Source organism: Clostridioides sp. ZZV15-6388 (genome assembly GCF_020657755.1).
Classification (GTDB): Bacteria; Bacillota; Clostridia; order Peptostreptococcales; family Peptostreptococcaceae; genus Clostridioides.
In genome coordinates this window covers 99,231-116,304 of record NZ_JAGWCU010000002.1, presented here as the reverse complement: position 1 = coordinate 116,304, position 17,074 = coordinate 99,231, and the positions used below count along the sequence as shown (strand labels likewise).

General features: G+C 30.0%; 6 protein-coding genes. All 6 read left to right on the top strand.

Annotated elements, in window-relative coordinates; all coding sequences use genetic code 11:
- Positions 1 to 117 precede the first annotated feature (117 nt).
- The 6 genes from KGF48_RS02355 to secA all read left to right on the top strand — a co-directional run bounded on the left by KGF48_RS02355 (position 118) and on the right by secA (position 16,976).
- Positions 118 to 6,072, top strand: coding sequence for a M60 family metallopeptidase (locus tag KGF48_RS02355; RefSeq protein ID WP_227867714.1), 5,955 nt, complete (start codon positions 118 to 120; stop codon positions 6,070 to 6,072).
- 223 nt (positions 6,073 to 6,295) lie between these two features.
- Positions 6,296 to 8,173, top strand: a complete 1,878-nt coding sequence (locus KGF48_RS02350; protein WP_227867713.1) for a cell wall-binding repeat-containing protein — start codon at positions 6,296 to 6,298, stop codon at positions 8,171 to 8,173.
- A 365-nt stretch (positions 8,174 to 8,538) separates the two neighbouring features.
- The gene (locus KGF48_RS02345) at positions 8,539 to 10,140 is read left to right on the top strand and encodes a cell wall-binding protein Cwp11 (RefSeq protein ID WP_227867712.1); all 1,602 of its coding nucleotides are present in this window, start codon (positions 8,539 to 8,541) and stop codon (positions 10,138 to 10,140) included.
- Positions 10,141 to 10,358: 218 nt separating this feature from the next.
- The gene (locus KGF48_RS02340) at positions 10,359 to 11,948 is read left to right on the top strand and encodes a cell wall-binding repeat-containing protein (protein ID WP_227867711.1); all 1,590 of its coding nucleotides are present in this window, start codon (positions 10,359 to 10,361) and stop codon (positions 11,946 to 11,948) included.
- 212 nt (positions 11,949 to 12,160) lie between these two features.
- Positions 12,161 to 14,383 (top strand): S-layer protein SlpA, encoded by a 2,223-nt coding sequence (gene slpA, locus KGF48_RS02335; RefSeq protein ID WP_227867710.1) that lies wholly within the window; start codon positions 12,161 to 12,163, stop codon positions 14,381 to 14,383.
- 247 nt (positions 14,384 to 14,630) lie between these two features.
- The gene (gene secA / locus KGF48_RS02330; protein WP_227867709.1) at positions 14,631 to 16,976 is read left to right on the top strand and encodes a preprotein translocase subunit SecA; all 2,346 of its coding nucleotides are present in this window, start codon (positions 14,631 to 14,633) and stop codon (positions 16,974 to 16,976) included.
- The last annotated feature ends 98 nt before the right edge of the window (positions 16,977 to 17,074 follow it).

Sequence of the window (17,074 nt, the reverse complement as noted above, 5' to 3'; positions counted from 1 at the left end):
TAAAGTCTTTTTATTTTATAATTAAGATTCTCTTTGAGTGTCTTTTTTTATTGTCTGAAACTATAGTATTTAAATTCATGAGAGATTAGAAATTTATTGAGGGAGGATTGTTGTTTCATGAAAAAAGCAATATCTTGTGTGCTAGCAGTATCAATGTGTAGTGCACCACTAAACGTTTTTGCAGAACCTATATTAGAGGGGAAGTTAAGGGCAGTTGAAAAATCAGTTACAGAGAAGTTAAAGGGGAATCTTGAAGTAGATTTAAATTTTTCACTTCCAATAAAAAATAATGAATCAGAAAGTATAACTAATACACAATTGGAACTAAAAGATGATAGTAATAATAGCGGAATAATAAAGCTTGGAGAAAAAGATTCAGGAACATTAAATATTGGAGCAGATAACATAGAATATACTATAAAAAAACTATCTGCAAGTAGAAGTGAAATAAAAAATAAAGATGAAAATATATCATATTATAATATTGTATTTAATAATTTACCTGTTGGAAAATACAATGTAGAAGTCTCTGGAAGTGGATTTAAGAGTAAAGAAATTAAAAATATTGATATATCAAGTTATTCACAAAGAGTTTTATTAAGCAATAGAGCAAGTGTAGATGATAAAAATCAACCTTTAAACTATGAACTATTCTTGATGGGGGATGTAAATAATGATGGAAAAGTGGATAAGAGTGATTATGAGGATGTATTAAAAAATATAGATTCAAATAAAAGTGAATATGATTTAAATAGAGATGGAAAGGTAGATATTGCTGACCTAGATTATATTCAGAAAAATTTAGGTCAAAGTGAAGATGCAAAAAGCCTAGAGAGTATAGTATCTACCAATCCTATAGTAGATACAAGTAAAGTAACATTAGAAAAAAACAGTGATACAAATATTCAGGGTACTGTAGAGGATTTATTCAGTGGAGAGAATAGTGGAGTTAAAATATCTCCAGCAAATGCAGGTGATAAGATATCAGAAGAAAAACCAGCAGTAATGGATATAGCTTTATCAGAAGCACTTGATATGGAAGTCATAAATATAAAAGCACCTGAAGGGAATGCTCCAGCAAAAGGAATAGTTGAAGTTACAGATAAACATGGTAATGTTCAACAGGTTCCTTATGAAAATAAAGAATATGTGGAAACTTTGAAAGAGGAACAGAAGCAAGAAGAAGTAAACAATGAACAAGAAGAAACAAATAATAAAGATGAAAATATAGAGCAGTCTGATAATAACAATTTAGACAATAATCAAGAAGAAAAAAATGATAAAGAAGATTCAACTTCAAATACAACTGATAAAGAAAATGACGATAAAGAAAATAATGATAAAGAAAATTCATCAACAGATAAGTCTGATTCAGACAAAGATACATCAAAACAAGAAGACAATATCAGCAAATATGATAGTTCTACAACATCTACATACGGTAGGTCAGCAGTAGAAACATATGCAGAAGTTCAAGATAGCGATATAGTAATAAATCTTGGTAAACAAGTAGCAGTAAAAAAGATAACAATAAAAATAACAGCTACAACAGCAAATGATAGAAATCTTGCAGAAATATCTAAAGTTGAATTTTTAAATAATGTATATAAAGAAATACCAAAACCAGATATGAATATACCTAAAATCAATAAAATATCAACTAGTACTGCTGTTGGAAATGAAAAGGTATCTTTTTATTGGAATAATGAAGTAAATGTATCAGCATATGAGCTTATATTAGATACGATTGACAGTAGCGGAAAGGTATTATCAACTAAAAAATTACAAACTAGTAAAAATACTATAGATGTTAGAGATATACAAGCATATGGATTATATAGAGTTAGCATACAGTCTTTAAATGGAGATTGGAGTAGTGGATATAAAGATGCAACAGCAGAAAACTTGGATGGAGTTCCAGAAAATGTAGACTCAAACTATAAGCCTATACAATTTAGTCCTGATAGTATAATAGAATTTCAAGTTGTTCCAGATACAAAACCAGAACCACCAGAAGGTATAAATGTCAAAGGTAGATTTAAGGCTCTTGATGTAAGTTGGAAAAATCATAAACAAGCTAAAGACTTTGATTTATATTATAGAGAAAAAAATTCTAATGGTTCTTGGACAAAATATAATGACAAACTTATTCGTGGAACAAGTTTAAAAATAGAAGGGCTTAAGGATAATACAACATATGAAGTTAGAATGACAGCTACCAATCATTTAGGAACTAGTAGAATGTCTAAAACATATATAGGAACAACTGAAAGTGTGGATGCTCCAACAACACCTAACTATAGACTAATTAATACTCCTAAGTTAGATGCAGGCTTTGGAATACCAACAAATCATATAGTAGATGTTACTTATCCAGCTGGATATGACAAAAGTGAATATAGTGATAAAAATCCATTTAATAAATTTAATGTAGTTGATGGAGATTTTACAACACATTGGACATTCCCAAGCTATAATGCAGCTGAAGGAAAAAATAGAGGTCCAATAATAACTTTTGATAAAGCTTATACTATGGATACTTTTATGGCTACACCTCGTTTTGATGTTTCTGATAAGACAATTAATGACTTTGAAATACAATACTGGGATGAAAATGGTCAAGTACATAATTTAGGGGATGTACCTTTTGAAACAAAAACAGACCCTGTAAATAATAATAGATATGTAATGGTAAGATTAAAGGAACCAATAAATGCTACTAAAATACAAGTAAATGTTTGTTCTTCTTATTCATATAAAGCTAATATATCAGAACTTAAATTCTATGAGTATGACAGTATAGAAAAAGATGTAAGAAATCTATTTGTAGATGACTTACAAGTTGAATTAAAAGAAGATGTAACTCAAGAAAAAATAACAGAATTAAAAGATAGAATTAGCACTCCTGATAAAGTGAGTGGCGAATATCATCCATATAGGACAATTATTGATAGAGAATTAAAATTAGCACAAGACCTATATAATGATAGAGCCACACTTGCTGATGTAACAACTGTAAATCAAGATATAAATGTTTCAGGAAAATATAAAGACAAGAGTGGAAACTATACTGTTAAGTCTAATAACCTAGGTATGGGAAATGACTGGCAAGCATTGGGTGTAGCTGCTAGAGCTGGAGATGAAATCACGATATATGTTGGAAGTAAAAGTGGTAGAACTCCTAAACTAATATACACACAATACTATGGAGAGTCTGGTGCATATAAGAGTGGAGAAATAAATCTTAACACTGGTAAAAATGTAATTCAGTTAAGTAAGCTTCATAGTTTAGATGTAGAGTGTGGAGGAAGCTTGTACATAAGATACCCTTATGATACTCCAAGTGGTGGAGATATAAAGGTACGTGTAGCAGGGGCTACTAAGATACCACATCTTAACTTAAATGGAATGATAAATGATAAGAGTCCTGAAGGAGTTTCTGAATCTAAGAAAAAGATAAGAACCTATATAGAAGAATTAGCTAAATATAAGAATGATATAAAGGGAGAACCATATTATCCAGGAACTAATATTGGCAATTCATATGGATATTCAGAAACCACTGGTGTATTAAACACTACAGATATTGAAAGTGATAAAGTTACATTAAATGTTCCTGCAACAGCTGTATATCAAGGAATATCAAAAGGAAATTCTGATTTAAATACACAAGTAGATAGATTGTACAATAGTATGCTTGCATGGGAACAAATAATGGACTTAATATATTCTGAAAGAGGAGTATTTAAGACACAAGACTTAGATGGTAATGGAACTGTAGATGATAATGAATTTGACATAACCAAAAATGATATGGCTCCTAAATCTCGTATGAATATAAAATATCAAAGAATGTTTATTGGAGCATTTATGTATGCTTCTGGTTTACATGTAGGAGTAGAGTATGGTTCAGTTCCAGGGCTTATGAATGGAGTACCTTTCCAAATAGATGCTAGTGGAAAAGCTACAGGAGGAAGTTTATTTGGATGGGGAATAGGTCATGAGATAGGACATGTTACAGATATTGGTAAGATGACATATAGCGAAACTAGTAATAATGTACTTGCTTTACTTGCTCAAACATTTGACGATAAGACACATTCAAGACTTGAAGGTTCAACAATGGACAAGATATATGAACATGTAACTTCAAACAGTTTAGGTATACCGAGCAATGTATTTGAGAGACTTGGAATGTTGTGGCAATTACATTTAGCTTATGACAATGACTTTACTGGTTCAATGTTAAAGAATAACTCAGATGCTGATTTAAGCAATGACACATTCTATGCTAAAATTTCAAGAAAATACAGAGCACTTTCAAGTGGTGACCCAATAAACAACTTACCAAAAGACCAAATGTTAGTGGCAATGGCATCAAGTGTTGTTGAAAAAGATTTAAGAGATTACTTTAAGGCATGGGGAGTAGAAATTACACCAGAGCTAAACAGTATAATGGATAGTAAAAAGTACGAAAAAGAGACTAGAAAGATACAATATATAAATGATGAAGCTAGAAGAAAGATTTTAAATGAAAATATAGTAAGTATGGCAGAAGATACTAAAGTAAGTGCTGGCTTTGCTGATGGAGTACAAAGTGGTTCTCTAGTTAAATCTAATAAAATATCTATAGACCTAGATGTTGATAAAGACAAAGATAAGATATTAGGATATGAGATAATAAGAAGTGATGGAAACTATTTAGATGGTGAGAGTGGAACTCAAGTAAAATACAGAACAGTAGGATTTGTAGATGCAAAAGGAAATAGTCAAGCTAAATTTACTGATAATATATCTCCTCTTAACAATAGAGCATTCACATATAAAGTAGTTGCGTACGATTATCATCTAAATCCAACAGATGAGTTTGAAGTTGGTACTGTAAAATTATCAGATGAAGGAAAAATAAACAAGTCAGCATGGTCATTTATAACAAACACTGTTTCTGATGGTGATATTAGGACTGAAGATGACTCACATGGACCATTACAAAATCCAGAAATTGATAATATAAAGGATAATGATGCAAGTACAACATATAAAGGAAAGAGAATTAGTAAAGCTGAGTGGAACAAAGACCCACAAAAAGACCCAGATATAAATGTAGAAGAAAATCCATATATAATAGTAGACATGAAAGAGACATTGCCTATAGTAGGGTTAAAATATACAAAGCCAAAAACTGAAGCTAGAAAGTTCTCATTAAAAGGATTATTCAACCTTAGAAAAGATACTAGTACAACATATAACCCTTTAACTAATTACAAGATACAAGTAAGTAATGATAAAAAGAATTGGGAAGATGTTAGCCAAGGAACTTTTGAATATGGACAAGACTTAGTTGGTGGAGGAAAAGACCAAGATAATGAAGCTAGAGTTACATTTAATAAAGATGGTAAACTTTGGACATACCAAGCTAGATATGTAAAACTAATATCAAACAATAAGTCTAATATAGAAGTTGCAGAGTTGGATATAGTTGGGCCTCCAGGTGACAATATAGAGATTGGAACAGTAAATAGTGTAGACCAAACTCGTACTAATGGAATTGGAAAACTAGCAGAAGATTATATATATCAAAGTGATGACCCTAATACAAGTGAAAATGAAGAAGCTAAGATTCCAGCTGGTTCAATAGTAATTACAGGAGAATACAGTGGAAATCCAGCGTTTAATTTACCATTACTTATAGATAAAAACAATAAAACTATATCTGGAGAAGCACTCTTATTTGCAGAGATACCAGAAAAAGGTGAATTAGGTGAAATAAGTAAAGGTACATGGGTTTACTATATGCCAAAAGAAAGCTTTGATTCTTTAAGTGATAAGGTCAAGGCTGAATTATATAGATATAATGAACTTCAAGGAGATACTCCAATAGGTCAAAGATTTGTAAGTGATACAATGTATGTACCTGTGGAAGCTAAAAATTATGATGAGTTAAAGACTATAAGTCTTACTGATAGTAATAGTAAAGCGAGAAAAGCTACAAGAAATGTTATTGATGTAAGTAACAAGAAGATTATATCTATAAATAATAAAGTAAAAGGTAATATTGTTAGAGACAAATAGTTAATAGAAATTTAAATATAATAAAATGATACTTATGGTATTTAATAGTTAATGTTAATAGCTATTAAAAATTTTAAAGAATAAAAAATTAAATATAAAATATGAAGTAAATATAGTACATGGATGTAGATATGAAATTAAGATAGTCTATAAATCAAATAAATAAGGTTGGGTGGATATTTGATTGTATCCACCTAGCTAGTGGTAGATAAGGAAGGGTGTTATGAGTAAAGGAAAATCTCTTATAAGAACTTTGGCAGTGTCGACTATGGCAGTAGCTATAACTGGTAGTGCTACATGTGCATATGCAGCTCCAGTATTACAAGGCACAAAAACATATGAAAAAGTAAATACTATAGATATATCTGTGGATTCAGTAGAGAATATAGTATATTCATTTCAAGCTAGTATAAAAGTACAAGGTGAAGTAGAAGTGGCAGATAATGAGCAAGGACAAAAGATTAAGTGGTCTGATAATATAGAAGCTCAGATAAAAAGTGGAAATGCAAATGCTAATTGTGTTTCAACATATGATAAAGCAAATAATATAACAACATTAGATATATATGTTACATCAAATGAAGATTTGCTAAATGAAAGTAGCTTAAACATAGGAAGAATATCTGTAAAAAAATCTGGCAGTAATTCAAATGCTGGCTATAAAGTTTTGGGGAATGGAACAGGTGATAAGCCAGCTTTAAAAATTGTAACTTACAACAATAAAACAATTGATTATGAAAGTATAGATTCTGGTGAAGGTTTAATATTTACTCTTATCAATGAGAATGAAGTAAAACCAATAGGAGGAACTGGAGCTAGTAAAAACGACCCTGAAAAGTATAAGGTTGAGAAAAGTGAAGCACTTGAGTACCTGTTAAACAATATTAGAGTAAAATATTCTGTTGTAAGCAAAGAAACAGAAGAAAGTGGCTCAAATATAATACTAAAACTTGGATTATCACAAAAAACAAGTAAAGGAAGAACAGCTACAGTAAATAAATATGTAGAGGTTACACTTCCAAAAAGCTTAGAGTATATAGTTGAAAATGAATTATCTAAACCAGACGAATTACCACCAGATAATAGTGGTGGCAATAATGGTGGAGGAAGCAATTCAGGTGGTTCATCTAGTGGTGGAAACTCTGGCGGAGGAAGTTCAAGTGATTCTACATCTAATGTCACAGTAAAAAAATTAAAAGGTGCTGATAGATTTGAGACTGCTGTTAAAATATCTCAAAGTGGTTGGACAAAATCAGATACAGTTGTAATAGTAAATGGAGAAGATAGAAGTATGGTAGATGGGCTTACAGCTACACCACTTGCTAGTGTAAAAAACTCACCGATTCTTTTATCTTCAAATGATAAACTTCCTCAAAAAACTGTAGAGGAACTAAAAAGATTAAATCCATCAAAAGTAATTGTAATAGGTGGAAATAACTCAATGCCAAATTCAGTTGTTGAAGCTATTAAAGGCATAAATTCAAAAATATCAGTACAAAGAATAGGTGGAGATACAAGGTATCAAACTTCTATTAATATAGCAAAAGAAATTGATAAGACAAATAATGTAAGCAAGTTGTATATAGGGGCAGGAAATGGAGAAGCAGATTCATTATCAATAGCATCATTAGCTGGTAAGGAAAAAACTCCAATAGTACTTACACAAAAAGATGGTGTAGATAATGAAGCAGAACAATTTATTAAATCAAACAAGGTGTCAAATGTATACTTTATTGGTGGAGTAGAGAAAATATCTAACAAGGCTATTGAACAAGTCGGAAAAATAGCAAATAAAGATGTATCAAAAAATAGAATAGCAGGTCAAAATAGACAAGAGACTAATGCTAAAGTAATAGATAAATTCTATTCTCAATCTAAACTTGATGGAGTTGTAGTTGCTAATCAAGATAAACTTATAGATGCCTTAGCAGTTGGACCATTAGCGGCTAAAAATAATTCACCAGTTATACTTGCTACAAATACGTTAGATAAATCACAAGAATCGTCATTAAAAGGTAAAAATTCATCAAAGTTGTTTGAAGTAGGTGGAGGAATAGCCTCATCTGTAATAGATAAGATTAAGAGTTTAATTGAAAAATAAATATTAAGTAAATAGAAAATAAGAATGTATTTAGATATAAAGTTATATATTTAAATGCATTCTTATTTTATTTTCATTATCTTAACAATCTAATAATATTGAGGTTAAAATGTATAATAATTTGAGCTATATTAAGTTTAATTTTAAATAAAGCAGATATCTTTTATATATATAAATATAAATTCAATTTTGAATATGTTCAAAAGAAGTTAAAAATAATTTTTTAAATTTAATAAAATAAAACACTAATATATAGACGAGATATATTCATATCATATATACTCTATAATATATGGAAAATAAAGAGAAAATAAATGGAAAATAATTACAATATAAATATAAAATATAAAAATCATCAGGGGGATATGAAAATGAACAAAAAAATATTATCATTAGGTCTAGCAGTATCATTAATCTTGGTAAACTTCAAAAGTGTAAGTGCATCATCAGTAGTAGAAAAAATATATGGTAAAGATAGATATGAAACAGCAGCAAAGATAGCTGATAGACAGACTTATGAAACAGTAATTTTAGTAAATACAGAAAAATCACTTGCAGATGGATTAAGTGCAAGTGGATTGTCAGGTGCCACAAAAGCACCAATACTATTTACACAACAAAATAAGATACCAGCAGAGACAAATAAATGTCTAAAAAATATCAAAAAAGCATACATAATAGGTACAGAAGATACTATAAGTAAATCAGTAGAAAAAGAACTAGATTCTAAAAATATAAAAGTCAAGAGAATTGGTGGAGAAGACAGACTAAAAACAAGTTATTTAGTAGCTAAAGAAATATCAGCTATAAAAAAAGTAGATAAGGTGCTATTAACTAATGCATATAGTGGAGAAGCTGACGCAATGAGTGTATCATCAGTAGCTACTAGAGATGGAGCTCCAATCATACTTACAGATGGGAAGAGCCTTCCTTTTGATGTAAAAAATATTCAATCATATTGTATAGGCTCAGAGGAGATAATGAGCAATTCTTTAGTTAAAAATACAAACTCAGTAAGAATAGAAGGAACTGACCGATTTGAAACTAATAAAAAGGTAATAGACTACTTTTTTAAGAGTGCAGATGGATTCTATGTATCAGATGGATACCAATTAGTAGATGCTATAGCAGCTGCACCACTTACTAAAGATTCTCCAATGGTACTAGTAAATGATGGTAGTGATAAGACTGCATTAGAAGGAGCTAAGCATATAACTTCTATAGGTGAAATAGATGAGAAGGTAATACAACAATGTATAAATGCTTCAAAGTCAAATGGACAACCTCCAACAATTACAATAGGAAGTACAGAGATATATAAGGGTGAAAAGTTTGACACTGGTAAATTGAATATAGTAGCTAAAGATAATACTGGAAAGGTATTACCAATAGAAGTTGATGGGTTTATAGATACAAATAGGGTAGGTACATACATATTGACATTAAAGGCTACGGATGAATGGGGAAAAAGTACTGAAAAAAGAGTAGAAATAAAAGTGCTAGATGATAAATCTCATGATTATAATAGCCCAGAATTTAAAAAAATGGTGTCTACTGAAATGTATAACTTAATCAATTCCTATAGAAAAGAAAAAGGTAAAGAGCCTTTGGTAGTATCTAGTAAGCTAGAAGGTATGGCAAATGCATGGTCTAAGTATATGATGGATAACAAAGTTTTTGAACATTATATAGATGGCAAAAATGCTCCACAAGTATTTTCTGAGTTTGGAATGAGAAGTGAGGAAAATATAGCATATATTTATATAGATTCTAAGAGTGTTCAAACAACTCAAGATGCAAAAGATTTGGCAAAGGCTATATTTGAAGTGTGGAAGAAGTCTCCTGAGTACAATGCAAATATGCTTAGTGATGATTTTTCTAGTACTGGGTTTGGGCTTTATATATTATCTGATGGTCAGGTACATGCTACTCAAGAGTTTTTAAATGGCAATGAAGGTAGTTTGTAAAAAATTCCATAAATCTTGTTTTTTTGTTAATTTACTGATATTATAAAATGAAAATCACATCTAAAGTACTTTTTGTAATCTGTTTTGTTATTGCTTTACAGGTTATGGTATTTTAGGTGTTTTTTGTTTTAGTAATTTATAAATTTTGAGGAAATCACTACTGAGGGTGTAATTTATGATTAGCTGAATTATAATAAAAAATTAGTAGGAGGAGTTCGATGAAGGTAAATAAGAGAATATTATCGATAGGATTGACCATATCATTAATAATGGCGGGTGCACCAAATATTAATGCACTTTCAAGTATAGAAAAGATACAAGGGAAAGATAGATATGAGACAGCAGCCAAAATTGCACAGAAGCAAACGTATGAAAATGTGGTATTAGTAAACACAGACAATACTCTAGCAGATGGACTTAGTGCAAGTGGATTAGCAGGGGCAGTTAAAGCACCTATATTATTATCACAAAAAAATAGTATACCATCAGACACAGAAAAAATGTTAAAAGATGTAAAAAAGGTTTATATAATAGGAACTGAAGATTCAATAGGAAAATCAGTTGAAAATGAATTAAAGCAAAAAGGTATGGAAGTTAAAAGATTAGGTGGTAATGATAGAATAGAAACAAGTTATCTTATAGCAAAAGAAATAGCTTCAATAAAGTCTATAGATAAGGTTTTTATAACTAATGGTTATACAGGTGAAGCAGATGCTATGAGTGCGTCATCAGTAGCATCAAGAGATGGTTCACCTATAATTTTAACTGATGGAAAAAATGTTCCATTTGAGAAAAAAGAAGGTGTGCAATGTTATGCTCTTGGTTCAGAAGAGATAATAAGTAATGATTTAGTTAAAAAAACAAATGCAGTTAGATTAGCTGGAGAAGATAGATTTGAGACTAATAAAAAAGTTATAAAACATTTTTATAGTTCAGCAAAAGAATTTTATCTTTCTAAAGGATTCCAATTAGTGGATGCAGTTGCGGGTTCTTCTATATCAAAAAATGCACCTATTGTATTGGTTGATGGAAATAGTGATAAGTCTGTACTTAGAAGTGCTGATAAAATTACAGCACTAGGAGGAATAGATGAAAAGACACTAGAACAATGTTTAAGTGCATCATCACTAGATGCAAGTGCACCAACAATAACAGTTAGGAATTTAAATGTATATCAAGGAGATAAGTTTGATATAAGTAAATTGAATATAGTAGCAAAGGATAGCAATGATAACGATTTGATACCAGAGCTTATAGGAAATATTAATACTGATAAGGTTGGTAAATATAAAGTGACTATAAAAGCTACTGATATTGGTGGAAAGACTACATCAATAAATGTGGAAGTAAATGTACTTGAATATAAGACTAATGATATGAATAGTAGTGAGTTTAAAAGAATGGTTTCTAGTGAAATGTATAATTTGGTAAATTCATACAGAAAAGAAAAAGGTAAAGAGTCACTACAAGTTTCTAAAAACTTAGAAGGTCTTTCTAATTCATGGTCTAAGTATATGGCAGATAAAGGTCAGTTTTCACATGTAATAGATGGTAAGAAATCTGTTGAAGTATTTACTGGATATGGGTTGAGAAGTGAAGAGAATATAGCTTTTGTACCACTTGTTACAAAAAGCACTTATACAACAAAGGATGCTAGAGAAGTAGCAAATGTAATATTTACAGTTTGGAAAAAGTCGGATAAATATAATGAAAATATGCTAAATAGTGATTTTGTATATACTGGGTTTGGATTGTATATATTACCTAATGGAGAAGTGTATGCTACTCAAGAATTTTTAAATAAGTAAAATTAAATTTTTTAAGTTATTAAATATTGAAATTTAAGGGTATAAAAACTCATATGCTTGGGAAAAATAATAATTTCAAAAAAATGCCTTGCAAAAAGAATTAAAATGGATTATTATAGAGATGTGAGAAATATTAGGAATATATGGATGATTATTCTATGTACATAATAAAGAGATGTAATTTTAATATAATGTTGGGAGGAATTTAAGAAATGAATAAGAAGAATATAGCAATAGCTATGTCAGGATTAACAGTGTTAGCTTCGGCAGCACCTGTATTTGCTGCTAGTAGTTTTACAGCAGATTATAATTATACTGTAGTGCAAGGAAAATATCAAAAAGTTATAACTGGATTACAAGATGGTTTAAAAAATGGAAAAATAACAAATATTGATGTAATATTTGATGGAAGTTCAATTGGTGAGGTAGCGCCAGGTTCTGATGCTGCAGCTGCAGCTGCTAAATTAAAAAGTTTAGTTGATGATAAGTTAGATAATTTAGGCGATGGAAAATATGTTCAATTCAATGTTACTTATACTACTAAATCTATAATAACTAAAGCAGAATTAAAAAATTATTATAATCAATTAGAATCTACTAAAAATAGAATACTTATAGGAAATGAACCTCAAGATACAGGAACTAAAGGTCTTATAAAAGCTGATGCTAGTGTCAATACTACAGCAGTTGCAGCTGATGAACCATTAAAATTATCTGATATATTTTCATTTAGTTATGATGACGAAAGTGGAGTACTTACAGCAACACCAACAAGTAAGGTAGATTCTGGAAAAGTTAAAGATTTAAAATATGGAAATACTGGAGCAACTAACTATACTAGTGGTGCTGAAATAAATGTTCCTACTACAGGATTAAAATTAACTGCTGGTACAACTGCAACAACAGATGTAAGTATTTCTGATGTTATGAATGCATTTAAATTTGATAATACTGATACAATAAGTGGATTCCCAGCTGGTACATCAGCTTCTACTCTTAGAGCAAGTATAAAAGTAATAAATGCAAAAGAAGAATCTATAGATGTTGACTCAAGCTCACATAGAACAGCTGAAGATTTAGCTGAAAAATATGTATTTAAACCAGAAGATGTAAATAAAACTTATGAGGCACTGACTGATTTATATAAAGAAGGTATAACAAGTAACCTTATCACTCAAGATGGTGGAAAATATCAAGTTGTTTTATTTGCTCAAGGAAAGAGATTAACTACTAAAGGAGCAACTGGAACTTTAGCAGATGAAAATTCTCCTCTTAAAGTAACAATAAAAGCAGATAAAGTAAAAGATTTAAAAGATTATGTTGAAGATTTAAAAAATGCTAATAATGGATATTCAAATTCTGTTGTTGTAGCAGGTGAAGATAGAATAGAAACAGCAATAGAGTTAAGTAGCAAATATTATAATTCTGATGATGATAATGCAATAACTAAAGATCCAGTTAATAATGTTGTTTTAGTTGGTTCTCAAGCTGTAGTTGATGGACTTGTAGCATCTCCTTTAGCATCTGAGAAGAAAGCTCCTTTATTATTAACTTCAGCAGGAAAATTAGATTCAAGTGTTAAAGCTGAATTAAAAAGAGTAATGGATTTAAAATCTACATCAGGTGTAAATACTTCTAAAAAAGTTTATTTAGCTGGTGGAGTAAATTCTATATCTAAAGATGTAGAAAGTGAATTAAAAGACATGGGACTTAAAGTTACAAGATTATCTGGAGATGATAGATATGAAACTTCTTTAGCTATAGCTGATGAAATAGGTCTTGATAATGATAAAGCTTTTGTAGTTGGAGGAACAGGACTAGCAGATGCTATGAGTATAGCTCCAGTTGCTTCTCAATTAAGAAACTCAAATGGAGAACTTGATGTAAAAGGTGAAGCCACTCCAATAGTAGTTGTTGATGGAAAAGCTAAAGATATAAATTCTGAAGTAAAAGATTTCTTAGATGATTCACAAGTTGATATAATAGGTGGAGTAAATAGTGTTTCTAAAGAAGTAATGGAAGCAATAGATGATGCTACTGGTAAATCACCTGAGAGATATAGTGGAGAAGATAGACAAGCAACAAATGCTAAGGTTATAAAAGAAGATGATTTCTTCAAAAATGGAGAGGTTACAAACTTCTTTGTAGCTAAAGATGGTTCAACTAAAGAAGATCAATTAGTAGATGCTTTAGCAGGTGCTGCAGTTGCAGGTAACTTTGGAGTGACATTAGATAAAAATGGAGATATAACTAATGGTGTTACAAAAGCTTCTCCAGCGCCAATTGTTTTAGCAACAGATTCTTTATCTTCTGATCAAAATGTAGCTATAAGTAAAGCTGTAAATGATGATGCTAGTACTAAGAATTTAGTTCAAGTTGGTAAAGGTATAGCTACTTCAGTTGTAAGCAAAATAAAAGATTTATTAGATATGTAATATAAGTTTTAATAAAACTTTAAATAGAAAAAAGCTTCTCATATGAGAAGCTTTTTTTATGACAAAAAATAAATGGAAAATAAAATAGAGGCTAACTATAGCCTCTATTTTATGTGAGAAATACCTAAATAAAAAGATGCTCAATTTATTTAAGTAAAATCATTATACTATAAATTAAAATAATTGTCTACTATTATGGATTTTTAATGTATAATAGTAATTGGACAATAGAAAAGGAGGTATTTATATGTCAGTTATAGATGCAATACTTGATAAAGCAGATGAACAAGAAATAAAAAAATTAAATGTTATAGTAGATAAAATAGATGCACTAGAGGATGATATGAAAAATCTATCAGATGAAGAATTAAAAAGTATGACAGTGATATTTAAAGATAGACTTAAAAAAGGTGAAACTCTAGATGATATACTTCCAGAAGCATTTGCTGTGGTAAGAGAAGTATCAAGAAGAAAAATTGGAATGCGTCAATATAGAGTACAGCTAATTGGTGGTATAGTAATACATCAAGGTAAAATAGCAGAAATGAAAACTGGTGAAGGTAAAACGTTGGTTGAAGTAGCACCAGTATATCTAAATGCTCTTACAGGTAAGGGTGTACATGTAATTACAGTAAATGATTATTTGGCAGAGCGTGATAAAGAACTTATGAGACCAGTTTATGAATCTCTTGATATGACAGTAGGAGTAATTATAGCCAATCAAGAGCCAAGTATAAGAAAACGACAATATAAGTGTGATATAACTTATGGAACAAATAGTGAATTTGGATTTGACTATTTAAGAGATAATATGGTGCCAGATTTATCTCATAAAGTACAAAGAGAATTAAACTTTGCTATAGTGGATGAGGTAGATTCAATATTAATAGATGAAGCTAGAACGCCACTTATCATTGCAGGAGATGGTGATGAAGATTTAAAACTTTATGAATTAGCAAATAGTTTTATAAAAACTGTTAAAGAAGAAGATTTTGAGATGGATAGAAAAGACAAAACCATAGCATTAACAGCAAGTGGTATAAGCAAAGCTGAGTCATTTTTTGGTATAACAAACCTTACTGATATAAAGAACATAGAATTATATCATCATATAAATCAAGCTTTAAGAGGTTATAAACTTATGGAAAAAGATGTTGACTATGTTATTTCAAATGGAGAAGTAATGATAGTTGACGAATTTACAGGAAGAGTAATGGATGGAAGAAGATATACAGATGGACTTCACCAAGCTATAGAAGCCAAAGAAGGTGTTGAGATAAAAAATGAATCTAAAACTATGGCTACTGTTACTTATCAAAATTTCTTTAGACTATATGAAAAACTTTCTGGTATGACTGGTACTGCAAAGACAGAAGAAGGGGAATTTGAGTCAATCTATAAACTAAATGTTGTTCAAATACCAACTAATAAACCAGTTATTAGAGCAGATTTACATGATAAGGTATTTAAGACAGAAGAAGAAAAGTATAATGCTGTTATAGACGAAATAATAAGGATACATAAAACTAGACAACCAATACTTGTAGGAACAGTTTCTGTTGAGAAATCTGAGAAGATATCTAAAATGCTTAAAAAACAAGGTATTAAACACCAAGTCTTAAATGCGAAACAACACGATAAAGAGGCAGAGATAATTTCTAAAGCTGGTAAATTAGATGCTATAACGATTGCTACAAATATGGCAGGTAGAGGAACAGATATTTCTCTAGGTGCAGGAGATAAAGAAGAAGAACAAGAAGTTAAAAATTTAGGAGGTCTTTATGTTATAGGAACAGAAAGACACGAATCGAGAAGAATTGACAATCAGCTTAGAGGACGTTCTGGTCGTCAAGGAGATCCAGGGACATCAAGATTTTTTGTAAGCCTTGAAGATGATGTAATAAAACTTTATGGCGGAAAAACTATAGAAAAACTTATGAAGAGAACAAGCTCAAAGGAAAATACATCTATTGAAAGTAAAGCACTTACAAGAGCTATAGAAAGAGCGCAAAAAGGTGTAGAAGGTAAAAACTTTGAAATAAGAAAAAATGTTCTTAAATATGATGATACTATAAATGAGCAAAGAAAAGTTATATACAATGAAAGAAATAAAGTTCTAAATGATGAGGATATTCAAGAAGATATTCAAAAAATGGTTAAAGACATCATACAAGAAGCAGGAGAAACTTATTTAATTGGAAGAAAAAGAGATTATTATGGATATTTTAAACATTTATATAGTACATTTATGCCAGCAGATACATTACTAATACCTGGTATAGATAAAAAAAGCGTTCAAGAGATAATTGATAGCACATATGAAATTTCAAAAAGGGTTTATGACTTGAAAAAGATGATGATTGGTATTGATAAGGTTGTAGAGTTAGAAAAAACAGTACTTTTAAAGGTAGTTGACCAATACTGGATAGATCATATAGATGCTATGGAACAATTGAGACAGTATGTAGGTTTAAAAACCTATGCTCAAAAAGACCCATTTAAGGAATATGCCTTAGAAGGATATGATATGTTTGAAGAACTAAATAAAAATATAAGGGAAATAACTGTGCAATACCTATATAAATTTAATTAAAAATGATAACTTATATTACCTCCATTAAAAATAGGTGATAATAAGTATTTTGATTTATATATGATAAGACTATAATTAAATTAATAAATTCATATAAA

Bases quoted from the DNA above. Each gene is read 5' to 3' on its own strand.
- KGF48_RS02350 (WP_227867713.1), top strand. From the start codon at position 6,296: ATGAGTAAAGGAAAATCTCTTATAAGAACTTTGGCAGTGTCGACTATG.
- secA (WP_227867709.1), top strand. From the start codon at position 14,631: ATGTCAGTTATAGATGCAATACTTGATAAAGCAGATGAACAAGAAATA.
- KGF48_RS02345 (WP_227867712.1), top strand. From the start codon at position 8,539: ATGAAAATGAACAAAAAAATATTATCATTAGGTCTAGCAGTATCATTA.
- slpA (WP_227867710.1), top strand. From the start codon at position 12,161: ATGAATAAGAAGAATATAGCAATAGCTATGTCAGGATTAACAGTGTTA.
- KGF48_RS02355 (WP_227867714.1), top strand. From the start codon at position 118: ATGAAAAAAGCAATATCTTGTGTGCTAGCAGTATCAATGTGTAGTGCA.
- KGF48_RS02340 (WP_227867711.1), top strand. From the start codon at position 10,359: ATGAAGGTAAATAAGAGAATATTATCGATAGGATTGACCATATCATTA.